The sequence below is a fragment of the Streptomyces sp. NPDC002057 genome (genome assembly GCF_040296665.1).
Classification (GTDB): Bacteria; Actinomycetota; Actinomycetes; order Streptomycetales; family Streptomycetaceae; genus Streptomyces.
Map to the genome: position 1 here is coordinate 1 of NZ_JBEOXR010000035.1, position 23862 is coordinate 23862.

Annotated in this window: 20 protein-coding genes; 4 read left to right on the forward strand and 16 right to left on the reverse strand. The window is 72.1% G+C overall.

Annotation, left to right across the window (positions count from 1 at the left end):
- Positions 1-148 precede the first annotated feature (148 nt).
- The 16 genes from ABT129_RS24675 to rsmH form a co-directional block, all read right to left on the reverse strand.
- A complete protein-coding gene (locus ABT129_RS24675; protein WP_351905446.1) occupies positions 149-1258 on the reverse strand; it encodes a DivIVA domain-containing protein in 1110 nt (369 codons plus the stop codon).
- A 55-nt stretch (positions 1259-1313) separates the two neighbouring features.
- Complete coding sequence (locus tag ABT129_RS24680) at positions 1314-1604, reverse strand: YggT family protein (protein ID WP_017238790.1); 291 nt, start codon at positions 1602-1604, stop codon at positions 1314-1316.
- Between the two features lie 81 nt (positions 1605-1685).
- Positions 1686-2306, reverse strand: coding sequence for a cell division protein SepF (locus ABT129_RS24685; RefSeq protein ID WP_351905450.1), 621 nt, complete (start codon positions 2304-2306; stop codon positions 1686-1688).
- 139 nt (positions 2307-2445) lie between these two features.
- The gene (locus tag ABT129_RS24690; protein ID WP_351905453.1) at positions 2446-3165 is read right to left on the reverse strand and encodes a YggS family pyridoxal phosphate-dependent enzyme; all 720 of its coding nucleotides are present in this window, start codon (positions 3163-3165) and stop codon (positions 2446-2448) included.
- 8 nt (positions 3166-3173) lie between these two features.
- Entirely contained in the window at positions 3174-3902 is a 729-nt protein-coding gene (gene pgeF / locus ABT129_RS24695) for a peptidoglycan editing factor PgeF (RefSeq protein ID WP_351905456.1), read from the reverse strand.
- Positions 3899-5113, reverse strand: coding sequence for a cell division protein FtsZ (gene ftsZ, locus ABT129_RS24700; protein WP_351905459.1), 1215 nt, complete (start codon positions 5111-5113; stop codon positions 3899-3901). The genes pgeF and ftsZ overlap by 4 nt, the downstream gene beginning before the upstream one ends.
- Before the next feature lie 278 nt (positions 5114-5391).
- A complete protein-coding gene (locus ABT129_RS24705) occupies positions 5392-6195 on the reverse strand; it encodes a cell division protein FtsQ/DivIB (protein ID WP_351905462.1) in 804 nt (267 codons plus the stop codon).
- 28 nt (positions 6196-6223) lie between these two features.
- Entirely contained in the window at positions 6224-7318 is a 1095-nt protein-coding gene (gene murG / locus ABT129_RS24710; RefSeq protein WP_024757246.1) for an undecaprenyldiphospho-muramoylpentapeptide beta-N-acetylglucosaminyltransferase, read from the reverse strand.
- 6 nt (positions 7319-7324) lie between these two features.
- Positions 7325-8665 carry a putative lipid II flippase FtsW gene (ftsW, locus tag ABT129_RS24715; RefSeq protein WP_351905466.1) on the reverse strand — a complete coding sequence of 447 codons (1341 nt, stop codon included), beginning with the start codon at positions 8663-8665 and terminating at the stop codon, positions 7325-7327.
- A 55-nt stretch (positions 8666-8720) separates the two neighbouring features.
- Positions 8721-10160 (reverse strand): UDP-N-acetylmuramoyl-L-alanine--D-glutamate ligase, encoded by a 1440-nt coding sequence (gene murD / locus ABT129_RS24720; RefSeq protein WP_351905469.1) that lies wholly within the window; start codon positions 10158-10160, stop codon positions 8721-8723.
- Entirely contained in the window at positions 10142-11212 is a 1071-nt protein-coding gene (mraY, locus tag ABT129_RS24725) for a phospho-N-acetylmuramoyl-pentapeptide-transferase (RefSeq protein ID WP_351905472.1), read from the reverse strand. The genes murD and mraY overlap by 19 nt, the downstream gene beginning before the upstream one ends.
- Positions 11209-12633: a UDP-N-acetylmuramoyl-tripeptide--D-alanyl-D-alanine ligase gene (locus ABT129_RS24730; RefSeq protein WP_351905475.1), complete on the reverse strand. Its 1425-nt coding sequence runs from the start codon at positions 12631-12633 to the stop codon at positions 11209-11211. The genes mraY and ABT129_RS24730 overlap by 4 nt, the downstream gene beginning before the upstream one ends.
- Positions 12634-12637: 4 nt before the next feature.
- Positions 12638-14326, reverse strand: a complete 1689-nt coding sequence (locus ABT129_RS24735) for a UDP-N-acetylmuramoyl-L-alanyl-D-glutamate--2,6-diaminopimelate ligase (protein ID WP_502981892.1) — start codon at positions 14324-14326, stop codon at positions 12638-12640.
- Between the two features lie 16 nt (positions 14327-14342).
- Positions 14343-16316: a peptidoglycan D,D-transpeptidase FtsI family protein gene (locus tag ABT129_RS24740; protein WP_351905481.1), complete on the reverse strand. Its 1974-nt coding sequence runs from the start codon at positions 16314-16316 to the stop codon at positions 14343-14345.
- A 7-nt stretch (positions 16317-16323) separates the two neighbouring features.
- On the reverse strand, positions 16324-17031 hold the full coding sequence (ftsL, locus tag ABT129_RS24745) for a cell division protein FtsL (protein WP_502981893.1): 708 nt from the start codon (positions 17029-17031) through the stop codon (positions 16324-16326).
- The gene (gene rsmH, locus ABT129_RS24750; protein ID WP_351905484.1) at positions 17028-17984 is read right to left on the reverse strand and encodes a 16S rRNA (cytosine(1402)-N(4))-methyltransferase RsmH; all 957 of its coding nucleotides are present in this window, start codon (positions 17982-17984) and stop codon (positions 17028-17030) included. Before rsmH ends, ftsL begins: the two co-directional genes overlap by 4 nt.
- Before the next feature lie 327 nt (positions 17985-18311).
- On the opposite strand from rsmH, the gene ABT129_RS24755 reads away from it, so the two are divergent.
- The 4 genes from ABT129_RS24755 to ABT129_RS24770 all read left to right on the forward strand — a co-directional run bounded on the left by ABT129_RS24755 (position 18312) and on the right by ABT129_RS24770 (position 23851).
- Positions 18312-18857 carry a beta-class carbonic anhydrase gene (locus ABT129_RS24755; RefSeq protein ID WP_351905487.1) on the forward strand — a complete coding sequence of 182 codons (546 nt, stop codon included), beginning with the start codon at positions 18312-18314 and terminating at the stop codon, positions 18855-18857.
- Positions 18858-19053: 196 nt separating this feature from the next.
- A complete protein-coding gene (locus ABT129_RS24760; protein ID WP_351905490.1) occupies positions 19054-20070 on the forward strand; it encodes an AAA family ATPase in 1017 nt (338 codons plus the stop codon).
- A complete protein-coding gene (locus tag ABT129_RS24765) occupies positions 20070-21425 on the forward strand; it encodes a DUF58 domain-containing protein (protein ID WP_351905493.1) in 1356 nt (451 codons plus the stop codon). Before ABT129_RS24760 ends, ABT129_RS24765 begins: the two co-directional genes overlap by 1 nt.
- A complete protein-coding gene (locus ABT129_RS24770; RefSeq protein ID WP_351905496.1) occupies positions 21422-23851 on the forward strand; it encodes a transglutaminase TgpA family protein in 2430 nt (809 codons plus the stop codon). The genes ABT129_RS24765 and ABT129_RS24770 overlap by 4 nt, the downstream gene beginning before the upstream one ends.
- Positions 23852-23862 lie beyond the last annotated feature (11 nt).

Sequence of the window (23862 nt, forward strand, 5' to 3'; positions counted from 1 at the left end):
CCGTCAGGGTCTGGGTGAGCGCGGAGGCGACGCCCGAGGCGATCCCCGAGGCCGTGGCGTGGCCGAGCCCGCGGGAGGCCCGGCCGCCGGCCCGGCCCGGCCCTCTAGCCTGCCGACGGCTACGCGCTCATCGCGCGACCACGCGCCGTCAGTTGTCGTCCTCGTCGATCAGGAAGCCGCGCATCGGCGCCGGCGCCTGCTGCATCGGCTGCGGAGCCTGCGGCCGGACCGGAGCCATCGGCTGGGTCATCGCCGGGGACATCTGCTGCTGACCGCCGTAGGAGGGGGCGCCACCCATGGACGGCGCACCGCCCATCGCGCCGTTGCCGCCGTAGGACGGCGCGCTCGCGCCCGCCGAGGCCATCGACGGGGCCGGCGGCAGGGAGGCCGCGGCCGGGGTGCGCGGCGGGGCCAGCGAGTCGTCGGCCTGGGTCTCCAGCTGACGCAGCTGCGACTCCAGGTACGACTTCAGACGCGTGCGGTACTCGCGCTCGAAGCCGCGCAAGTCCTCGACCTTGCGCTCCAGCGTCGCGCGGGCGGACTCCAGGGAGCCCATGGCGACGCGGTGCTTCTCCTGCGCGTCCCGCTCGAGAGCGTCCGCCTTGGCGCGGGCGTCGCGCTCCAGGCCCTCGGCGCGCGAACGCGCCTCGCCGACGATCTTGTTGGCCTCGGAGCGGGCCTCGGCGATCGCCTGGTCGGCGGTCTGCTGGGCCAGCGAGAGGACACGCGCGGCACTGTCGCCACCGGGACCCTGGGCAGGCTGCTGCTGCATCTGCGGCGGCATCTGCTGCTGCATCTGCTGCTGCTGCATCTGCTGCTGCGGGTGACCCATGGGGCCGCCCTGCATCGGGCCGGGACCCATCGGGCCGCCCTGCATGGGCCCACCCTGCATGGGGCCGCCCTGCATCGGGCCGGCGGGAAGCTGCGGGGCACCGGACGGAAGCTGCGGCGGGCCCATCTGCGGCGGCTGCTGCTGGACCGGCGGTCCGGATATGGCGGCGGGCACGGGCGCGCCGGGACCGACGGGACGATCCTGCTGCTCCGGGGGCTTGCGCATCCCCTGCTGCTGCTGGTTCTGCGCGGCGGCACGCGTCGCGGCGGCCAGCTTGGCGCGCAGGTCCTCGTTCTCGCGGAGCAGGCGGGTCAGCTCGGCCTCGACCTCGTCGAGGAAGGCATCGACCTCGTCCTCGTCATAGCCTTCTCGGAGGCGGACCGTCGTGAACTGCTTGTTCCGCACGTCCTCGGGGGTCAGCGGCATCTCTTCTTCACCTCTACGTAGTCGTCGGCAGTCGGCAAGACCGTATCGTCCACATTCACCTCGCGAAGCTGCTCACGATGGAGATCAGGATGTAGACGATGATCATCAGAACGAAGAAGGACAGGTCGAGTGCCACGCCCCCGAGACGCAGCGGCGGGATGAGTCGCCGCAGAAGCTTGAGCGGTGGATCGGTGACAGTGTAGGTGGCCTCGAGAACGACCACCATCGCCTTACCGGGTTGCCATGAACGGGCGAACTGGAAGACGTAGTCCATGACAAGTCGGACGATCAGGAGGACGAGGAAGCACATCAGCACGATGTAGACCACCTGTAGTGCGACGCCCATCCCGCGTTTCCCTCTCCCCTGACTTACGTGCTCTCACTTGTTCCGGCCGCTTCGCGACCGGTCCGTCCGGTTCTCGTGTTCTCAGCTCTGGTTGAAGAATCCGCCCTCTGCGATCCGGGCCTTGTCCTCCGCCGTGACATCGACGTTAGCAGGCGACAACAGGAACACCTTCTGCGTCACGCGCTCAATGCTGCCATGGAGCCCGAAGACGAGTCCGGCGGCAAAGTCGACAAGTCGCTTCGCGTCCGTGTCGTCCATCTCCGTGAGATTCATGATCACCGGGGTGCCCTCACGGAAGTGTTCCCCGATGGTACGGGCCTCGTTGTAGGTCCGGGGGTGCAGCGTGGTGATGCGGTAGGGCTCCCGCTCGGACACGACCTTGGGCATGATCACCGGTGCGTTCTTCTCCATGCTCGGACGTTCGGGTGTGATGGATGCCACGGGGGCGATTCGGGCCGGACGTCCGCTTTCGGCGAGTACCGGGACAGAATGGGCGATCGGTTCCCGGGGAGCGGGGGGCTGCACCACTCGTACCGGTTCCTCACGCTCCATCTGGCGCGGAGGGGTGTGGCGCCGCTCCCGCTCGGGCTCCGGCTCCAGCTCGGGTTCGAAGTCGTCGTCGGGGTCGAAGCCCCGGCCGTCGTACCCATCGTCCTCCACGAGGCCGAGGTAGACCGCCATCTTGCGCATCGCGCCGGCCATTCTCTGAGTCCTCCGCTCTGTGGTGGATCGCCGTACCGGCCGATGTCGCAGCGTCACCAAGTGCCCGCGATCCACGGGTCGTCCCGCCGTTCTGCGGAATGACCATATTTTCTGCTGTGGTCCGACTTGCTTCGCGACGTTACCCGAGCTTCGGGCGGACTCCGAGTACCGCCGTACCGACGCGTACGTGTGTCGCCCCGGCAGCGACGGCCTCCTCGAGGTCCGCACTCATCCCTGCTGACACCATGTTCGCAGCCGGACGGGTCGCGCGCAGGGCAGTCGACAAATCCATCAGCCGGTCGAAGGCGGCGCGTTGCCGTCCCGCGTACGGACCGGCGAGCGGGGCGACGGTCATCAGTCCGTCGAGCCGCACTCCGGGGGCGGCGTCCACACCGGCCGCCAACTCCTCGATCCCGTCGGGCGCGACACCGCCGCGCTCGCCCCGCTCGCCGGACTCGGCGTCGAGTGCGACCTGCAGGAGGCAGCCGATCTCGCGTCCCTCCCTCTCCGCGGCCGCGGAGAGGGAGGAAACGAGCTTCAAGCGGTCGACAGACTGCACCAGATCGGCATAACCCACCACGGACCTGACCTTGTTGGTCTGCAACTGACCCACGAAGTGCCAGGTCAGATCAAGGTCGGCGCAGGCCGTCGCCTTCGGCGCGGCGTCCTGGTCCCGGTTCTCGGCGACGTGCCGCACCCCGAGTCCGTGCAGGATTCTCACGTCGCTCGCGGGGTAGGTCTTGGTGACCACGATGAGCGTCACCTCTTCCCGCGCGCGCCCGGCTGCGGCACAGGCGGCGGCGATGCGCTCCTCCACCCGGGCCAGATTCTCGGCGAGTTCCGACGTGCGGTCCGTCATGTCTCTTCTCAGTCCAACCAGACATATCCCGCGAGTCGCCCCGTGGTGCGATCGCGGCGGTACGAGTAGTGGTCACCGGATTCCCGGGTGCAGACCGGGTCGGCCCACCGGTCGGTGACGCCGAGCCGTTCGAGCTGGGCGTGCACTCCGGCGGTGACGTCGACGGCCGGGGTGCCCCAGCTCGTCTCGGCCCAGGCGGCGGGTTCGGTCTCGGCGACCTCGGCCCGCATGGCCTCCGGCACCTCGTAGCAGCGCCCGCAGACGGCGGGGCCGGTGCGGGCGACGATACGGGCGGGGTCGGCGCCGAGTTCGATCATGGCCGCGACCGCGGCGGGAACGACTCCCGCCACCATCCCGGGACGCCCGGCGTGGGCGGCGGCCGCGACTCCCGCGACGGGGTCCGCGAGGAGGACCGGGACGCAGTCCGCGGTGAGGACCGCGAGGCCGAGTCCCGGGCGGGAGGTGACGAGCGCGTCCACCGAGGGGATCTCGCGGGCGGACCAGGGCCCGTCGACCTCCGCGACGTCCGCGCCGTGCACCTGGTTCATCCAGACCACCCGCACCGGGTCGAGCCCGAGGGCTCCGGCGGCGCGGGCCCGGTTGGTCCGTACGGCTTCGGGGTCGTCGCCGACCGCGCCGCCGAGGTTGAGCTCCTCGTACGGAACGGCGCTCACCCCGCCCCACCGGTCGGTGAAGGCGAAGTGCGCGCCGTTCGCGTCGAAGCGCTGTCCTATCACTTCAGGAAGTCCGGGACGTCCAGCTCTTCGGCCTGGCTGTCCGCGTACGGACGGGCCGGCGGGACCACCGGAGGGGCGGGCGACAGCGGCGCCTCGTTGACCGCCGGGGCGGGCTCGGCCGGGGCCTGGACCGGCTCCTCGCGCGGGGCGACCGTGCCGAGGCCGCCCAGCGGGCGGGAGTTCTCGACGTGGCGGGGTGCCGGGGCCGGCTCCTCGCGCTTGGCCGAGACCGAGCCGATGATGTTGTCCCGGCGGGCCGGCGGCTGGCCGCCGTCGAAGCCGGCCGCGATGACGGTGACCCGGACCTCGTCGCCCAGGGCGTCGTCGATGACGGCGCCGAAGATGATGTTGGCCTCGGGGTGGGCCGCCTCGCTGACCAGCTGCGCGGCCTCGTTGATCTCGAAGAGACCGAGGTCGCTGCCGCCGGAGATGGAGAGCAGCACGCCGCGGGCGCCGTCGATGGAGGCCTCCAGGAGCGGCGAGGAGATCGCCATCTCCGCCGCCGCCACCGCGCGGTCGTCGCCGCGGGCGGAGCCGATGCCCATGAGCGCCGAACCGGCCTCGGACATGACCGACTTGACGTCGGCGAAGTCGAGGTTGATCAGGCCCGGGGTGGTGATGAGGTCGGTGATGCCCTGGACACCGCTCAGCAGCACCTGGTCGGCCGACTTGAAGGCGTCGAGCACGGAGACCTGGCGGTCCGAGATCGACAGCAGTCGGTCGTTGGGGATGACGATGAGGGTGTCGACCTCTTCGCGGAGTTCGGCGATGCCGTCCTCCGCCTGGTTGGCGCGACGGCGTCCCTCGAAGGTGAACGGCCGGGTGACCACACCGATCGTGAGGGCGCCGAGCGAGCGTGCGATGTTGGCGACGACGGGTGCGCCGCCGGTGCCGGTGCCGCCGCCTTCGCCGGCGGTGACGAAGACCATGTCGGCCCCCTTGAGGACCTCCTCGATCTCCTCACGGTGGTCCTCTGCCGCCTTGCGACCGACGGCCGGGTTGGCCCCGGCCCCGAGGCCGCGGGTGAGTTCACGGCCGACGTCGAGCTTGACGTCGGCGTCGCTCATCAACAGCGCTTGCGCGTCGGTGTTGATCGCGATGAACTCGACGCCCTTGAGACCGACCTCGATCATTCGGTTGATGGCATTGACACCACCGCCGCCGACACCGATGACCTTGATGACTGCGAGGTAGTTCTGCGGTGCTGCCACGTCGAAGGCCTCTCGCCTCGAGTTACGTGTCGTCGCTGCGCGGTTGGTCGCGCCGCTCCGACGGATGCCGATTGGGACGGTCCGAAACGCCGACCCAAACCCTAACGTTGAAGTTTAGGGTTACCAGTGTCTCTGTTCGCTGGACTCTTCCGAACAGGACACTAAGTCGACAAGTGGCGCACGTTCAACGAACACGCCGAACCTCCCGTTTTTCTTTTCACCCTATGTGATCACCCGTAGCGCTGGCCAACCAGGGTGCTGGCCAGGGGTGATACCCGTCAACTCCCGGACGAGGCGGGCGCGGTGGGTGCACTTACATCGAAGTGCCCCGCTTTGGGAGTGGCCTTCAGGAGCGCGGCGAGGACGCGGGCCTTGACCGGACCGTGTTCGCCGCTGCCCCAGAAGACGGTGCGCCCCCTGGTCAGCTCCAGAGTGACGGAGTCGTACGAGGTGACGCGTACGACACGAGTGTCCCGGGCGATTTCCGCCGGGAGTTCACTCCGGACGCGGACAGCCTCCCGGAGCAGCCGGTCCGCGTCGAAGCGGCGCAGGCTCGGGGAGGAGGCGCTGTCGAGGACGAGCCGGGGGATGCCCCGGGGGGCGGTGTCGACGGTGGCGAACCGCACACCGGTCGCGTCCACTTCGATGAACTTTCCGCCCTTTTCCAGCAGGAGAACGGGCTTCCGTTCCGTCACTTTCAGCCCGATTCCGTGCGGCCAGGACCGCACGACGTCCACCGACTCGATGCGCGGCAGCCGCTGCCGGAGCCGGGCCTCGATGCCGTCGGTGTCGACGGTGACGAGCGGGGCCCCGACGGGGACGGCGGCGACCGCCTCCACCTCACGCGGGGTCAGGACCGCGGTGCCGGAAGTCTTCACACGTTCCACACGGAACCAGGCGGAGCCGTAGAGCGCCCAGAATCCGCCGGCCACGAGCAGGAGGACGCCGAGGGCGAGGAGGAGGAGCCGGGCGCGGGGCCCCCGGAACCCCTGGTTCCGGGGGCCTTCGCGGGACGGACCCTCCGACGACCCCTTCGACGTGTTCGCGCCGTTCTTCTCGGCGGTCGTCGGTCCCGCTGCCACCTGGCGCCTCCTGCCCTCAGCCGCCGCGCTACGCCTGTCGGCGGGCGGCGATCGCCTCGTACACCATGCCGACGAGCAGGTCGTCGGCGTCCCGGCGGCCGAACTCGGCGGCGGCCCGGGACATCTCGTACAACCGGTGCGGATCGGCCAGTACGGGCAGGACGTTGCCCTGCACCCACTGCGGCGTCAGCTCCGCGTCGTCGACGAGGAGTCCGCCGCCGGCCTTGACCACCGGCTGGGCGTTGAGCCGCTGTTCACCGTTGCCGATGGGCAGCGGGACGTAGGCGGCGGGCAGCCCGACGGCGGAGAGCTCGGCGACGGTCATCGCGCCCGCGCGGCAGAGCATCATGTCGGCCGCGGCGTACGCGAGATCCATCCGGTCCACGTACGGTACCGGCACGTAGGGCGGCATTCCGGGCATGTTGTCGACGCGCGGCATTTCGTTCTTCGGGCCGACCGCGTGCAGGATCTGGATGCCGGAGCGCTGGAGCACCGGGGCGATCTGCTGGACCACCTCGTTGAGCCGCCGGGCGCCCTGCGAGCCGCCGGAGACCAGGAGGGTCGGCAGGTTCGGGTCGAGACCGAACGCGGCGCGCGCCTCGGGGCGGACCCGGGCCCGGTCGAGGGTGGCGATGGTGTGCCGCAGCGGGATGCCGATGTAGCGGGCGTTGCGGAGCTTGCTGTCGGGGGTGGCGACGGCGACCCCGGCGGCGTACCGCGAACCGATCTTGTTGGCCAGACCGGGCCGGGCGTTGGCCTCGTGGACCACGATCGGCACCCCGAGGCGCTTGGCCGCGAGATAGCCGGGCAGCGCCACATAGCCGCCGAAGCCCACCACGCAGTCCGCCTTGGTGCGCTCCAGGATCTGCTCGGCGGCCTTGATGGTGCCGCGCAGCCGCCCGGGGACGGTGATCAGCTCGGGGGTGGGCTTGCGGGGCAGCGGTACGGCGGGGATGAGGGCCAACTCGTAGCCCCGCTCGGGCACGAGCCGGGTCTCCAGACCCTTCTCCGTGCCGAGCGCCGTGATTCCCACGCTGGGGTCCTGCCTGCGCAGGGCGTCCGCGAGGGCCAGCGCGGGCTCGATGTGGCCGGCGGTCCCCCCGCCGGCGAGTACGACATGCACCGAAATTCACCGCTCTCCGGACGGGCGCTTCTTGACGCGCCGTCGCATCGACTTCCATCTCACCCCGGCCCGCTTACCCCAGCCGGGGCGGCGCATGGCCAGGGCCGCTTTCGCGGCGGGTTCCTGTCGCGCGAAGGCGATGAGGAGCCCGACGGCGAACATGGTCGGCAGCAGGGCCGACCCACCGTAGGAGAACAACGGGAGCGGGACACCGGCGATCGGCAGCAGACCGAGCACCGCACCGATGTTGACCACGGCCTGGGCCGTGATCCAGGTGGTCACACCTCCCGCGGCGAACCTCACGAAGGGGTCCTCCGTGCCTCCGGCCACGCGGATACCCGCATAGCCTAGAGCCGCGAACAGGGCGAGTACCGACAGCGTCCCCGCGAGACCCAGTTCCTCACCGGTCACCGCGAAGATGAAGTCGGTGTGGGCTTCGGGGAGTTGGCCCCATTTCTCCACGCTCGCACCGAGCCCGGATCCGAACCATCCGCCCGAGGCCAGCGCGTAGATTCCGTGCGCGGCCTGGAGACAGGGGGCTCCCTCGCCGCCCGGGTCGGAGGCTCCGATGCACTGGAAGCGGTCCATCCGGTGCGGGCTCGTCTTGATGAGCAGCGCCCCGAGGGCGCCGGCCACCGCGAGCACCCCGACGAAGAGCCGGGTGGGCGCTCCGGCGGTCCACAGCAGGCCGAAGAGGATCGCGGTGAGGATGATCGCGGTGCCCATGTCGCCGCCGAGCATGATGAGCCCGAGCAGCATGAACGTGCCCGGGACCAGCGGGACCAGCATGTGTTTCCACTGGGTGAGCAGCTTCATGTCCTGCTTGCGGGCGAGCAGGTCGGCCCCCCACAGGATCAGCGCCAGCTTGCCGAACTCGCTGGGCTGGAGCATGAACGGGCCGCCCAGCGAGATCCAGTTCTGGTTGCCGCCGACGGAATGCCCTATTCCGGGGATCTGCACGAGCACCATGAGGAAGACCGCGCCGACCAGGATCGGGTAGGCGAGGGCCCGGTGGAGCTTCACCGGCATCCGTGAGGCGACGAGCAGCAGTCCGGTGCCGAGCAGCGCGGCGAAGAACTGCTTGCGGAAGAAGTAGGAGGGCACCAGCTCGTAGCGGAGCGCGGTGATCATCGAGGCGGAGTAGACCATCACGAGCCCCAGGGCGGTGATGAGCATCCCCGCGCCGATGATCACGTAATAGGCCGTGAGAGGCCGGTCCCAGGCCTTCCGTGCCCGCTCGTACAGCCGTCGTACGCCTCCGCCGCGCGGCCGCCGTGGAGTCGCGGGGGCCCGCCCTCCGCCGCGTGCGGCGGAGGGCCTGCGTGTCCCTGCGATCTTGCTCGGCATGGTCGCTGCCCCCTCCGGTCGTGCCCGGTCCGGCCGGACCCTCCCACTGGTCGGGTCAGGCGTCCCCGGTGGCGGCGAGGGCGCGGACCGCGTCCGCGAAGGCCTCGCCCCGCTTGTTGTAGTTGGTGAACATGTCCATCGAGGCGCAGGCCGGGGCGAGGAGGACCGTGTCCCCCGGGCGGGCGAGCCGGGCCGCCTCGCGGACCGCCTCGGACATCGCCCCAGTGTCGGTCCGGTCGAGGTCCACCACCGGTACCTCCGGGGCGTGTCGCGCCAGGGCTTCGCGGATCAGGGCACGGTCGGCGCCGATCAGGACGGCGCCGCGCAGGCGCTTCGCAGACTTCTGGACGAGCTCGTCGAAGGTCGCGCCCTTGGCGAGACCGCCGGCGATCCAGACGATCGGGTCGTAGGCCGCCAACGAGGCTTCCGCGGCGTGGGTGTTGGTGGCCTTGGAGTCGTCGACGTACGTGACTCCCCCGACCTCCTCGACCAGTTCGATGCGGTGCGGGTCGGGCCGGAAGGCCTTCAGGCCGTCCCGTACGGCCTTCGCGTCGACGCCGAAGGCGCGGGCGAGGGCGGCCGCCGCGAGGGCGTTGGCGATGTTGTGCGGGGCCGGGGGCTGCACGTCGGCGACCTCGGCGAGCTCCTGGGCGTTCTTCTGCCGGTTCGGGGCGAAGGCCCGGTCGACGAGGATGCCCTCGACGACGCCCAGTTCGGACGGGCCCGGGGTGCCGAGGGTGAAGCCGATGGCCCGGCAGCCCTCCTCGACGTCGGCCTCGCGGACCAGGTCCTCGGTCGCCTTGTCGGCGACGTTGTAGACACAGGCGACCTGGTTGCCCTCGTAGATCCGGCCCTTGTCGGCGGCGTACGCCTCCATGGAGCCGTGCCAGTCGAGGTGGTCGGGCGCCAGGTTGAGCACGGCGCCCGAGTGGACGCGGACGGACGGCGCCCAGTGGAGCTGGTAGCTGGAGAGCTCGACGGCGAGCACGTCGTACCGCTCCTCGCCGAGGACGGCGTCGAGGAGCGAGACCCCGATGTTGCCGACGGCGGCGGTCCGCAGTCCGGCCGCCTCCAGGATCGAGGCGAGCATCCGGACGGTCGTGGTCTTGCCGTTGGTGCCGGTGACCGCGAGCCAGGGGGCCGCGCCGGGCCCCCTGAGCCGCCAGGCCAGTTCGACGTCGCCCCAGATCTCCACGCCCGCCTCCGCGGCGGCCGTGAAGAGCGGCTTGTCGGGCCGCCAGCCGGGGGTGGTGACGATCAGCTCGGTGCCGGACGGCAGGGTGGCCCCGTCGCCGAGGCGGACGGTGATCCCCTCGGCCTCCAGCTCGGCGGCCTGCGCCCGTGAGCGCTCGTCGTCGCCGTCGTTGACGACGGTCACGAGGGCGCCGAGGCCGTGCAGGACGCGGGCGGCCGGGATGCCGGAGACGCCGAGTCCCGCGACGGTGACCTTCTTGCCGTTCCAGTCGAGCTGTTCCGTCACTTGTCCGCTGCCCATCCCGCGTAGAAGAGACCCAGGCCCACGATCACGCACATGCCCTGGATGATCCAGAACCGGACGACGACCAGGACCTCGGACCACCCCTTGAGTTCGAAGTGGTGCTGGAGGGGTGCCATCCGGAAGACCCGCTTGCCGGTCATCTTGAACGAGCCGACCTGGATGACCACGGACATCGTGATCAGCACGAACAGGCCGCCGAGCAGGGCCAGCAGGAGCTCCGTACGGGAGCAGATGGCGAGACCGGCGAGGGCGCCGCCGAGGGCGAGCGAGCCGGTGTCGCCCATGAAGATCTTGGCGGGCGAGGTGTTCCACCACAGGAAGCCGAAGCAGGCTCCCATGAGGGCGGAGGCCACGACCGCGAGGTCGAGCGGGTCGCGGACCTCGAAGCAGGCGTTGGGGTTGGTCAGGGTCATGGCGTTCGCACAGGACTCCTGGAACTGCCAGAGCCCGATGAAGGTGTACGCGCCGAAGACCATCACCGAGGCGCCGGTGGCCAGGCCGTCCAGACCGTCCGTCAGGTTCACGCCGTTGGACATGGCCAGGATCATGAAGAGGGCCCAGACCACGAAGAGCACCGGGCCGATGGTCCAGCCGAAGTCCGTGATGAAGGAGAGCCTCTCGGAGGCCGGGGTGAGCCCGCGCGAGTCGGAGAACTGGAGCGCGAGCACCGCGAAGGCGATGCCCACGATCAGCTGTCCGGCCATCTTCGCCTTGGCCCGCAGACCGAGCGACCGCTGCTTGACGATCTTGATGTAGTCGTCCAGGAAGCCGACCAGTCCCATGCCCGCCATCAGGAAGAGGACGAGCAGGCCGGAGTACGAGACGGGTTCACCCGTGATGACCTTGGCCAGCGCGTACGCGATGAGCGTGGCCAGGATGAAGGAGATGCCGCCCATGGTGGGCGTGCCCTTCTTCCCGGCGTGGCCGCGCGGGCCGTCGTCACGGATGAACTGCCCGTATCCCTTGCGGGCGAGGAGCTTGATCAGCAGCGGCGTGCCGATCAGGGTCAGGAAGAGCCCGATGGCCCCGGCGAAGAGGATCTGCCTCATCGGACGGCACCCTCGCCCTCGGTGTCGAGGAGTGCCAGGGCGACCTTTTCGAGACCGACCGACCTAGAAGCCTTCACAAGGACGACGTCCCCCGGGCGCAGCTCACTGCGCAACAGGTCGACAGCCGCCTGCGCGTCGGACACGTGCACCGACTCCTCACCCCACGAACCCTCGTTATATGCGCCCAGTTGCAGCCAGGACGCTTCCCTGTCCCCGACCGCGACGAGCTTGCTGACGTTGAGCCGGACGGCGAGCCGCCCGACCGCGTCGTGCTCGACGAGCGATGCGTCACCGAGCTCGGCCATCTTGCCGAGCACCGCCCACGTACGAGCCCCTCGGGCCTGTGCGGCCCTGCCCATGGCCGCGAGCGCGCGCAGGGCGGCTCGCATGGACTCGGGGTTCGCGTTGTAGGCGTCGTTGACGATCGTCACGCCGTCCGGACGCTCGGTGACCTCCATGCGCCAGCGCGACAGGGTGCCGGCCTCGGAGAGCGCGGTGGCGATCTCTTCGACAGGCATGCCCAGCTCGTGCGCGACGGCGGCCGCTGCGAGCGCGTTCGACACGTGGTGCTCACCGTACAGGCGCAAGGTCACGTCGCTGCACCCGGTGGGTGTGTGAAGGCGGAAAGAGGGCCGTCCACCCTCGGTGAGGTGGACGTTCTCGGCCCGTACGGCCGCTTCGTCCGCTTCGCCGAAGAGGATCACGCGGGCCTTGGTGCGGCTCGCCATCGCGCGGACGAGCGGGTCGTCGGCGTTGAGGACCGCCACCCCGCCCTCCTCGGCCGACGGCAGCGCCTCGACGAGCTCGCCCTTGGCCTGGGCGATCTGCTCCCGGCCGCCGAACTCGCCGATGTGGGCGGTGCCCACGTTGAGGACGAGTCCGATACGGGGCGGGGTGAGGCCGGCCAGGTAGCGGATGTGGCCGATGCCGCGGGCGCCCATCTCCAGGACCAGGTGCCGGGTCTCGTCGCTCGCGCGGAGCGCCGTGAGCGGCAGGCCGATCTCGTTGTTGAGGGAGCCCGGGGTCCACACCGTGGGGGCGTGCCGGTCGAGGACCTGGGCGATCAGGTCCTTCGTGGACGTCTTGCCGGCGGAGCCGGTGAGGGCGACGACATCGGTGCCGAGCCGTTCGACGACCGCGCGGGCGAGGGCACCGAGCGCGGTCTGGACGTCGTCGACCACGAGGGCGGGGACGCCGACGGGGCGGGCGGCGAGGACCGCCACCGCACCCGCGGCGACGGCGCGCTCCGCGTAGTCGTGGCCGTCGACGTGCTCACCGGCGAAGGCCGCGAAGAGGCTGCCGGCCCGCACCTCGCGGGAGTCGATGACGACGGGCCCGGTGATCCGGGCGGCCGGATCCGGTATGTCGTGCGCCTGCCCGCCGACGATTTCGGCGATCTCGGCGAGGGAGAGGGCGATCACTGCTTCATCCCTGACTGTTCTGGTGGCTGTCGGTTCCGCTCGGCGCGGAGGCCTGGGTGTGCAAGCGGTCGGCGATGGCCTCGCGCAGGACCTGGCGGTCGTCGAAGGGGCGTACCACTCCGGCGATCTCCTGGCCCTGCTCGTGGCCCTTGCCCGCGACGAGGACGGTGTCGCCCGGCCTGGCGCGGGCCACGGCGGCGGCGACGGCCGCGGCGCGGTCGGCGAGGACGAGTACCTCGCCGCGTTCCTCCGCGGGCACCTCGGCGGCGCCCGTGAGCATGGCGGTGAGGATCGCGAGCGGGTCCTCGGAGCGGGGGTTGTCGGAGGTCAGGACGGCGGTGTCGGCGAGCCGGGCCGCGGCGGCGCCCATCGGGCCGCGCTTGGTGGTGTCCCGGTCGCCGCCGCAGCCGATGACCACGTGGAGCCTGCCCTCGGTGACCTCGCGCAGGGAGCGCAGGACGGATTCGACGGCGTCGGTCTTGTGCGCGTAGTCGACGACGGCGAGGTACGGCTGGCCGGCCTCGACCCGCTCCAGTCGGCCCGGTACGCCGGGGACGGCGGCGATGCCCTCGGCGGCGCTCTTCGGGTCGATGCCCGCGGTGGCGAGGGTGGCGATCGCGGCGAGGGTGTTGGCGACGTTGAACGGGCCGGGCAGCGGGGCGGTGGCGGCGATCCGCTCGCCCCCGGGGCCGACGGCGGTGAACGTCGAGTCGTGGGAGCCGAGGACGAGGTCCTCGGCGCGCCAGTCGGCGTCGGCGCGGCCCTCGGCGGAGAAGGTGACGACCGGGACGGTCGCCTCCCCGGCGAGCCTGCGGCCGTACGCGTCGTCGAGGTTGACCACGCCCAGGCGGCTGCGCTCGGGCGTGAAGAGCCCGGCCTTCGCCCGGTAGTAGTCGTCCATGTCGGAGTGGAACTCCATGTGCTCCGGGCTGAGGTTGTTGAAGACGGCGACGTCGAAGACGCAGCCGTCGACCCGGCCGAGCACGAGGGCGTGGCTGGAGACCTCCATGGCGACCGCGTCGACGCCGCGTTCGCGCATGACGGCGAAGAGCGCCTGGAGGTCGGTGGCCTCGGGGGTGGTCCGCTCCGACTTGATGCGTTCGTCGCCGATCCGCATCTCGACGGTGCCGACGAGTCCGGTGTGGTGCCCGGAGCCGCGCAGTCCGCCTTCGACGAGGTAGGCGGTGGTGGTCTTGCCGGAGGTACCGGTGATGCCGATCTGGAGGAGGTCGGCGCCGGGTCGGCCGTAGATCTCGGCGGCGAGTTCGCCCATCCGGCCGCGCGGGTTCTCGACGACCAGGACCGGCAGGCCGGTCGCGGCGGCGCGCTCGGCGCCCGCCGGGTCGGTGAGGATCGCGGCGGCGCCGAGTCCGGCGGCCTGGGCGACGAAGTCGGCTCCGTGGGCGCGCGCGCCGGGCAGGGCCGCGTAGACGTCGCCGGGGCGCACGGCCCGCGAGTCGTGGGTGATGCCCGAGATCTCGGCGGCCTGCGGGGTGTCGACCCCCAGCTGTGCGGCCAGGTCGCCCAGGGGTGTCGGGCGGGCCTGCTGCGGCCGGGGCGGGGCGGTTCGGTACTGATCAGCGTGTGGCACGGCGGTGAGCGTACCGGGCGCACCCTGTGGGGGGCCAAAAGAGCCCGGGGCCTCGCCGGAGTTCGATTTCCGGTTCCCGGAGTGGGGGGTGATCGTTGTCACTGGTGCTCCCGGAGGGTCACGGGGTGGGGTCGAAGATGACCGGCAGTCGGGCCGGCTCGCTGCCCGTGGGGGCGACGTGGAGGGTCTTGAGGGCGAACTCCATGACCTTCTTGTAGATGGGTCCGCAGATCTGGCCGCCGAAGTAGCTGCCCTTGGTGGGGTTCTGGATGGCGCAGTAGACGGTGACCTGCGGGTCGTCCGCCGGGGCGAATCCGGCGAAGGAGGCGGTGTAGCCCTTGTAGCGGCCGAGTTCGGGGTCGACGCGGTTGGCGGTGCCGGTCTTGCCGGCGACGCGGTAGCCGGGGATGGCGGCCTTGTTGCCGGTGCCCTCCCTGTCGTCGACGACGGACTCCAGCATCCGGGCGAGGGTCTTGGCGGTCTTCTCGCTGACGACCCGGGACTCCTTGGGCTCGGCGGCCGGGTTGAAGCGGCCGTCGGGTCCCTTGGTGCCGCGGACCAGGGTCGGCTCGACGCGTACGCCTCCGTTGGCGATGGTCGAGTACACGGAGGCGGCCTGCATGGCGTTGACGGAGAGGCCCTGGCCGAAGGGGATCGTGTACTGCTGCGAGGTCGACCAGTCCTGGGGCTTGGCGAGGATGCCGGCGGTCTCGCCCGGGTAGTCCAGGCCGGTGGGGGCGCCGATGCCGAACTTGCGCAGGTAGGTGTGGAGGATCCGGTTGGACTCGGCCTGGGTGGCGCCGAGCTGGCCGGTGGCGAGGATGGTGCCGATGTTGCTGGACTTGGCGAGGACGCCGTTGAGGGTCAGGTACCAGGTCGGGTGGTCGATGTCGTCCTTGAAGAGCCGGTCGCCGCGGTGGAGCCGGTTGGGGACGGTGACGTGGGTGTCGGGGGCCGCCTTGCCCTCCTCCAGGACGGCGGCCATGGACATGACCTTGCTGGTGGAGCCGGGCTCGTAGGCGTCCTGGAGGGCCGCGTTGCCCATGGCGGCGGCGTTGGCGGCGGAGAGGTCGTTGGGGTCGAAGCCGGGGGCGTTGGCCATGGCGAGGACCTCGCCGGTCTTCGTGTTCTGCACGATCACGTAGCCCCGGTCGGCCTTGGACTTCCGCACCTGCTCGGTGATGGCCTGCTGGGCGGCCCACTGGATGTCCCGGTCGATGGTCAGCTCGATGTCGGAGCCGGGGACGGCGGGGGTGCCCTGGGAGCCCGCGGTGGGCACCTGGCGGCCGCCGGACTGGGTGAAGCGGATCTTGCCGTCCTTGCCGGCGAGCTCCGGGTCGAGCATGGACTCCACGCCGCCGGCGCCCTTGCCCTCGGCGTTGACGTACCCCAGTATCCCGGCGGCGAGTTCGCCGTTCGGGTACACGCGCTTGGTGCTGGGCTCGCTGAGGATGCCGCCGAGCAGGTTGACGCCGTTGCCGCCCTCGGAGGTCTGCGCCTTCTGCCCGTAGACCTTCCTGAGGTCCTTGATCTGGTTCCAGACCTGCGGGGTCTGCTTGCGGGCCAGGAGGGTGTAGCGGGACTTGGGGGTACGGAGCTTCTTCGCGAGCTCCGCGGGCTGCTTGCCGAGGAGGGGGGCGAGGAGGGCCGCGGCCTGCTCGGGCGCGTCGGGGACCTTGGACTCCTCGGGGGTGAAGAGCTTGGGGTCGGCGGTGATGTCGTACGCGTCGACGCTGGCGGCGAGCGCGATGCCGTTGCGGTCGGTGATCTCACCCCGCTCGGCGGAGAGCGTGTACTCCTGGAAGCGGTACTTGTCGGCCTTGGCCGCGTACGCGCTGGCGTCGACGGCCTGGACCTGGAGCAGTCGCACCACGAAGGCCAGCATGACCAGGGTCAGCCCCAGGGAGACCAGGCGCAGCCGGGGCCGGGGGCTGCCGAGCCGGATGGTGCGCGGCCGGCGGGCCGGGGGCCGGGGCGCGGGCCGCTTCGCCGCCGGGCGCGGGGCGGGCCGGGACGGGCGGGCTCCGGCGGAGGCCGGCCGGGGACGCGCGGGGCCGGGGACGCGGCGGCGCGGGGGCTCCTGGGGGGGCACTGCTCGGTCACCTGCCGGGGAGGGGGTCGGTAGCGGAGGCGGCCGCGGGCGCGGTCCGTGCGGGGCCGAGGCCGGTGGGACTCGCGCCGGGCGGGCCGGTGTCCGCCTGAGCCGCGCCGGTGTCCGCCCCGCGTGTTCCCGTGTCCGCCGGGACCGAGGTGGTGCTCGCGGGGCTCGCGCCGTTGGTCGTGGGGCTGTCGAACGTGGCGGTGCCGGGGGCGCCGGAGGTACCGGGGTCCGTGCCGGCGCTCGTCCGCGCGGCACCCGCTCCGCCGGAGGCATCGGCGTTCGGCGGGGGCTTCGGCGTCGGCTTCGCCGGCTTGGGGGTCGGGCTCGGCTTCGGCGGCGCGACCGCCTCCGAGGGCTCGCCGAGCACCTTGCCGTCCCGGCCGAGGAACGCCGGGCTGCCGCCCGGGACCATGCCGAGTTCACGGGCCCGCCGCTCGAGGGCGTCGGGGGCCGCGTAGTCGTCCACGTCCCGCTGGAGCGCCTGCTCCTCGTCGGTGAGCTCGGTGGTCCTGTCCTTGAGCTCGTTGAGCTTGAAGGACCCCTGGTTGAGGGCCGAGTTCAGCAGGAGCAGGCTGATCAGGCCGCCGCCGAGCAGGACGACGACCAGCAGGACGAAGGGGGTGCGGGCGGCCGAGCTGGGCCCCGACGGCATGAGCCGTCCGAGCCGCGCGGCCCGCCCTTTGAGCGGCCCCTTCGCCGTGCTCACAGGACGTCTTCCCGGATCCGCTCGGCGCCCCGGAGCCGGGCCGGGGCGGCGCGCCGGTTCTCGGCGACCTCCTCCTCGGTGGGCAGCTCGGCGCCCCGGGTGAGGAGCTTCAGGCGGGGCTGGTACTTCTCGGGGACGACCGGCAGGCCGGGCGGGGCGGTGGTCGCCGCGCCGGCCGCGAAGACCTGCTTGACCAGCCGGTCCTCCAGCGAGTGGTACGAGAGGACCGCGATCCGGGCGCCGACGCCGAGGGCCTTCACGGCCGCCGGGATCGCCCGCTCCAGGACGGTCAGCTCGCCGTTGACCTCGATGCGCAGGGCCTGGAAGGTGCGCTTGGCCGGGTTGCCGCCGGTCCGCTTGGCGGCCTGCGGCAGGGAGTCGCGGATGAGTTCGACGAGCCGGGCGCTGTTGCTGAACGGCTCCTTCTCGCGCTCGCGCACGACCGCGGAGACGATCCGCTTGGCCTGCTTCTCCTCGCCGTACGCGCGGAGGATGCGGACCAGCTCGCCGGGCGGGTAGGTGTTGAGGACCTCGGCCGCGCTGATGCCGGTCGTCTGGTCCATGCGCATGTCGAGCGGGGCGTCCTGGGCGTAGGCGAAGCCGCGGTCGGCCTCGTCCAGCTGCATGGAGGAGACGCCCAGGTCGAAGAGGACGCCGTCCACGGTGGGCAGGCCGAGCCGGTCGAGGACCTCGGGAAGCTCGTCGTACACGGCGTGGACGAGGGTGGCGCGCTCCCCGTACGGGGCGAGCCGCTCACCGGAGAGCCGCAGGGCCTCCTTGTCGCGGTCGAGGGCGACGAGCCGCGCCTCGGGGAACCGCTTCAGGAGTGCCTCGCTGTGGCCGCCGAGGCCCAGGGTGCAGTCGACGACGACCGCGCCGGGGCGCTCCAGGGCGGGGGCCAACATGTCCAGGCACCGCTGGAGCATGACCGGGACGTGTCGGTCGTTGCTCAATGCGCCCTCTCAGATCCGGCGCGGAGGTACCGGCGAGCGGAAGGAGGCCGAGCCGTAGGTACCGCCGCACACACACGGGGGAGAAACCGCGGAAATCGCTCGTTGTCTCCGTGAACTTCGCGTCACTTTAGTCCACGGGACCCGCCGGTCAATCAACCGGCTGGCGCGTCGCACGGCGCCGGCGACCCGGCCGGACATTCCGGACGGCTCACCCGTTCGGAGCGGCGCCGCCGGGACCTGTGGGTTACCTCACAACAAGGCTCAATGGCGTTCTTTGTCCCCTCTCACAGCGGGCCCGGAGGGGCTGTGGCCATTAACGTCAGAACCATGTCGACCTCCGCGCACTCCCCTGCCGACGCCATACGCACCGGCGGCACGGTCACCGACCGTCTCGTCGAGGCGAACGAGCGCTACGCCTCCCGCTTCACCGACCCGGGCATGGACGCGCGCCCCGTGCTGCGCGTCGCCGTCGTCGCCTGCATGGACGCCCGCCTGGACCTCCACGCCGCCCTCGGCCTCGAACTCGGCGACTGTCACACCATCCGCAACGCGGGCGGTGTGGTCACCGACGACGTCATCCGCTCGCTGACCATCAGCCAGCGCGCCCTCGGCACCCGCAGCGTGATGCTGGTGCACCACACGACCTGCGGTCTCGAGTCGCTGACCGAGGACTTCCGGCACGAGCTGGAGGACGAGGTCGGCCAGCGTCCGGCCTGGGCGGTCGAGGCCTTCCGTGACGTGGACCAGGACGTGCGGCAGTCGATGCAGCGGGTGCGGACGTCCCCCTTCCTGCTGCACTCCGACGACGTCCGGGGCTTCGTCTTCGACGTGAAGACGGGTCTGCTGCGCGAGATCGACCCGGCGGCCGAATAGCCCCGGTCGACCGTGGACGCCCGGCGATCGCCCCCGCGATCCGCCGGGCGTACCGCCCGAAGTCCGGCATTTCCTTCGCGCATGTCCGCGGGCAAGTGACACGACCCGGCCATGCGAACAAGAATGCTCGTGACACCCCCCGACGTTTCCACCGGGGGCAGGTGTCCGTGTGTTCCTGAAGGCCGAGGAGGGCCGGGTGACGACCTATGACGATCGAGCGAGCCTCACTGATCTGACCACCACTGTGGAGCGGGTCCGCAGATCGGTGGAGAGCGTGATCGAGGGCAAGCCCGAGGTCGTACGGCTTTCGCTGACCGTGCTGCTCGCCGAGGGACATCTCCTCATCGAGGATGTCCCCGGCGTCGGCAAGACGATGCTGGCCAAGACCCTGGCCCGGTCCATCGACTGCTCGGTGCGCCGCATCCAGTTCACGCCCGACCTGCTGCCCTCGGACGTCACGGGCGTGTCCATCTTCGACCAGCAGCGCCGGGACTTCGAGTTCAAGCCGGGCGCGATCTTCGCGCAGATCGTGATCGGCGACGAGATCAACCGCGCCTCGCCGAAGACCCAGTCCGCGCTCCTGGAGTCCATGGAGGAGCACCAGGTCACCGTCGACGGCCAGACCTACGAGCTGCCCAGCCCGTTCATGGTGGTCGCCACGCAGAACCCGGTCGAGATGGAGGGCACCTACCCGCTGCCCGAGGCCCAGCGCGACCGCTTCATGGCCCGCGTCTCCATCGGCTACCCGAGCGCCGAGGCCGAGCTGCAGATGCTCGACGTGCACGGCTCGGTCTCCCCGCTGGACGACCTCCAGCCGGTCGCCCACGCCCACGACATCCTGAAGCTGATCGAGGCGGTGCGCGCGGTCCACGTCGCCGAGGCCGTGCGCCGGTACGCGGTCGACATCGTCGCCGCCACCCGCACCCACGCCGATCTGCGGCTCGGCGCCTCCCCGCGGGCCACGCTCCACCTGCTGCGGGCCGCCAAGGCCTCCGCCGCGCTCAGCGGCCGCGAGTACGTGCTGCCCGACGACCTCCAGGCCCTCGCCGCGCCGGTCCTCGCGCACCGGCTGCTGCCGACGGCGCAGGCCCAGCTGAACCGGCGCACCGCCGAGCAGGTCGTCCAGGACATCCTGCAGCGCACCCCCGTCCCGGCCGCGGCCCCGCCCGCCGGACCGCTCTACGGCCAGCAGCCCGGCGCCCGGCGGCTGTGATGGGAGCCGCTGCCGTGCCCGACGGACAGCGGGGTGACGACGAGGACGACCGGGGCGGTCTGCGGGCCGCCCTCGGCGGTCTCACCACCCGTGGCCGCTCCTTCCTCGCCGCCGGGGTGGCCGCCGCCGCGTGCGCGTACGTCCTCGGCCAGGCCGACCTGCTCCGGGTCGGCCTGCTGCTCGCCACCCTGCCGCTGATCTGCGTCCTCGTGCTGCACCGCACCCGCTACCGGGTCGCGACCTCCCGCCTGCTCACCCCCCAGCGGGTGGAGGCGGGCTCCGAGGCCCGGGTCCAGCTGCGGATGGAGAACGTCTCCAAGCTCCCCACCGGGCTGCTCATGCTCCAGGACCACGTGCCGTACATGCTGGGCCCCCGCCCCCGCTTCGTCCTCGACCGGGTCGAGGCGGGCGGGCGGCGCGAGGTGTCCTACCGGGTCCGCTCCGACCTGCGCGGCCGCTTCCCGCTCGGCCCGCTCCAGCTGCGGCTCAACGACCCCTTCGGAATGTGCGAGCTGACCCGCTCCTTCAGCGCCTACGACACCCTGACCGTGGTGCCCAGGACCGAGGCCCTGCCGCCGGTGAAGCTCTCCGGCGAGGCCTCGGGGCACGGCGAGGGGCGGCAGCGCTCGCTCGCCCTCGCCGGCGACGACGACATCATTCCGCGCGCCTACCGCCACGGCGACGACCTGCGCCGGGTGCACTGGCGCTCCACCGCGCGCTACGGCGAACTGATGGTCCGCCGCGAGGAGCAGCCGCAACGCGCCCGCTGCACCGTCCTCCTGGACACCCGCGGCATCGCCTACCAGGGCGTCGGCCCGGACGCCGCCTTCGAGTGGGCGGTCTCGGGGGCCGCCTCCTCCCTGGTCCACATGCTGGAGCGCGGCTACGCCGTCCGGCTCGTCACCGACACCGGCAGCTCGGTGCCCGGCGAGGGCTCCGAGGGCTTCGCGGCCTCGGCCCAGGACTCGGCCGAATCGGCCGGGCTGATGATGGACACCCTCGCGGTCGTCGACCACTCCGAGGGCGGCAGCCTCTCCCGCGCCTCCGACATTCTGCGCGGCGGCGACGAAGGGCTCCTCATCGCCTTCCTCGGGGACCTCGACGAGGAGCAGGCGGCCCTCGCCGCCCGGATGCGCGGCCGCGCCGGAGCGGCCGTCGCCTTCGTCCTGGACTCCGAGAGCTGGCTGACCGGCGGCACCGCCACCGGGGCCGTCGAGGACCGGATACAGCAGCTGCGCGAGGCGGGCTGGACGGCACTGGCCGTACCTCCCGGGGCGCGGCTCGCCGACCTGTGGCAACAGGCGGCCGGCGTGCGCGCGGAGTCCGCGGCCGAAACCTACGGAGGATGGTCATGAGCGGGCGCGCACGGCTGACGCTGGCCGCCTGGGGCGCCACCCTGACGGCGGCCGGAGCGCTGCTCCCCCTGGTGAAGCCGGCGACGTGGATCCTCACAGCTGCCTTCGTCCTCGCCCTGGTGAGCGGGGTGGGCACGCTGGCCCGCCGGGCACCGCTGGCCAGGCCGCTGACCCTGCTCGCGCAGGTCGTGGTCGCCCTGGTCGCGCTGACCGCGATCTTCGCCAGGGAACAGGCGATCCTCTGGTTCCTGCCGGGACCGCAGGCCCTGACGCACGCCGCCGACCTGTTCCGGGCCGGCGCCGAGGACGTCGGACGGTACGCGGTCCCCGCCCCCGACACCGAGGGCATCCGGCTCATGCTGGTCGGCGGCGTGGTCGCGATCGGCCTGCTGGTGGACACCCTGGCGGTCACCTTCCGCAAGGCGGCCCCGGCGGGTCTTCCGCTGCTCGCCCTGTACTCGGTGGCGGCCGGTCTCTCCGGCGGCGGCGCGGGCTGGCTCTGGTTCCTCCTCGCCGCCACCGGCTATCTGCTGCTGCTCCTCGCCGAGAGCCGCGACCGGCTCTCCGCCTGGGGCCGGGTCTTCGGCGGCGCCCCGCGCCCCGGCCGGCCCAGCTCGGCCGCCGGCGCCGGGGGCAACGCCTTCGCCCCGGCCCGCACCGGCCGCCGGATCGGCGCCGTGGCCATGGGCGTCGCGATGGTGGTGCCGCTGGCGCTGCCCGGCTTCACCGGCGGACTCCTCGGCGGTGGCGGCGACGGCGAGGGAACCGGGGGCGCCGGCAGGGGCGGCACCATCTCGGCCGTGAACCCGCTGGTCTCCCTCCAGGACAACCTGCGCCAGCCGGAGGACCGGGAGGTCCTGCGCTACCGGACCAACGCCCGCGACACCTCCGGCCTGTACCTGCGGCTCGTCGCGCTCGACCAGTTCGACGGCACCTCGTGGAAGTCCTCGGTCCGCCCGATCGAGGACGTGCCCAAGCGGCTGCCCTGGCCGGAGGGGCTCTCCCAGGACGTCAAGGTCACCGAGGTGACCAGCAACTTCGTCGCCTCCGAGTCGTACGAGCAGAAGTGGCTGCCGATGCCGTACCCGGCCGGCCGGGTCGACATCGGCGGACGCTGGCGGTACGAGCCGGCCGGCCGGATGCTCGTCGGCGACGACAAGCAGACCACCGGTGGCGCCCGCTACCAGGTCTCCAGCCTGGACGTACAGCCGACGGCCGACCAGCTCGCCGCGGCCGGACCGCCGCCGGCCAAGCTGCGCCGCGAGTACACCCGGTACCCGGTGTCGCTGCCCGCCGAGGTGAAGGAGACCGCGCGCGAGATCACCAAGGACGCGCGCGGCTCCTACGAGCAGGCGGTGAAGCTCCAGGACTGGTTCGCCCGGGACGGCGGCTTCAGCTACGACGTCAAGGTGGAGTCCGGCACCGGGGTGCAGGCGATCTCCCGCTTCCTGAAGGACAAGAGGGGCTTCTGCGTCCACTTCTCCTTCACGATGGCGGCGATGGCCCGCTCGCTCGGCATCCCGGCCCGGGTGGCCGTCGGCTTCATGCCCGGCACGACGCAGACCGACGGCTCCGTCTCGGTCGGCATCCGGGACGCGCACGCCTGGCCCGAGCTGTACTTCGAGGGTGCGGGGTGGACCCGGTTCGAGCCGACGCCCTCGCGGGGTTCCACCCCCGCGTACACCCGGGACACCACGCCCTCGGGTACGGCCAGCGACCCCGCCCGGCCCCAGCAGAGCGCGTCGGCGCAGCCGTCCGCCGCGCCGAGCGCCTCGGAGAGCTGCACGCCCCAGATGCGGAGGCTCGGTGACTGCGGTCCGGACGAGGCGGTCGCCGGCGCGGAGTCGGACGGTTCGGGTCCGGACCCCCTGACGGCGGTCCTGGTGACGCTCGGGGCGCTGGTCGTCCTCGCCCTCCCCTTCCTCCCCCTGCTCTGGCGGACCCGGGTCCGGGCACGGCGGCTGGGCCCGGGCGGGACGCGCGGCCCCGAGGAGACGGCGGCGCGGACGCTCGCCGTCTGGCAGGAGATCAACGACACGGCCTGGGACTACGGGGTCGAACCGGACGAGTCGAGTACGCCGAGGAGGACGGCGGCGCGGATCGTGCGCCTGGGTGAGCTGGGCGGCGACGCGGCGGACGCGGTCCACCGGGTGGCACGGGCGGTGGAGGAGGTGCTGTACGCGCCTTCGCCCCGTCCTGTCGCGGGCCTCGCGGAGGAGGCCGCCCGGGTGCGGGCCGGCTTCCACACGGCGGCCGACCGCCGGACCCGTCTCCGGGCGGCCCTGGCGCCCCGCTCGGCGGCCCGTCTGCGCTGGGCGGCGGCGGCGCGCCTCGCGGAGACGACGACGGAGTGGTCGACCCGCCGCCAGGCCCTGCTCACCCGTGCGACGGCGCCGTTCCGCCGCACACCGCGCGAAACAACCTGACAGCGGCGAGC

Bases quoted from the DNA above. Each gene is read 5' to 3' on its own strand.
- ABT129_RS24675 (WP_351905446.1), bottom strand. From the start codon at position 1,258: ATGCCGCTGACCCCCGAGGACGTGCGGAACAAGCAGTTCACGACGGTC.
- ABT129_RS24680 (WP_017238790.1), bottom strand. From the start codon at position 1,604: ATGGGCGTCGCACTACAGGTGGTCTACATCGTGCTGATGTGCTTCCTC.
- ABT129_RS24685 (WP_351905450.1), bottom strand. From the start codon at position 2,306: ATGGCCGGCGCGATGCGCAAGATGGCGGTCTACCTCGGCCTCGTGGAG.
- ABT129_RS24690 (WP_351905453.1), bottom strand. From the start codon at position 3,165: ATGACGGACCGCACGTCGGAACTCGCCGAGAATCTGGCCCGGGTGGAG.
- ftsW (WP_351905466.1), bottom strand. From the start codon at position 8,665: ATGCCGAGCAAGATCGCAGGGACACGCAGGCCCTCCGCCGCACGCGGC.
- murD (WP_351905469.1), bottom strand. From the start codon at position 10,160: ATGGGCAGCGGACAAGTGACGGAACAGCTCGACTGGAACGGCAAGAAG.
- mraY (WP_351905472.1), bottom strand. From the start codon at position 11,212: ATGAGGCAGATCCTCTTCGCCGGGGCCATCGGGCTCTTCCTGACCCTG.
- ABT129_RS24755 (WP_351905487.1), top strand. From the start codon at position 18,312: ATGTCGACCTCCGCGCACTCCCCTGCCGACGCCATACGCACCGGCGGC.
- ABT129_RS24765 (WP_351905493.1), top strand. From the start codon at position 20,070: ATGGGAGCCGCTGCCGTGCCCGACGGACAGCGGGGTGACGACGAGGAC.
- ABT129_RS24770 (WP_351905496.1), top strand. From the start codon at position 21,422: ATGAGCGGGCGCGCACGGCTGACGCTGGCCGCCTGGGGCGCCACCCTG.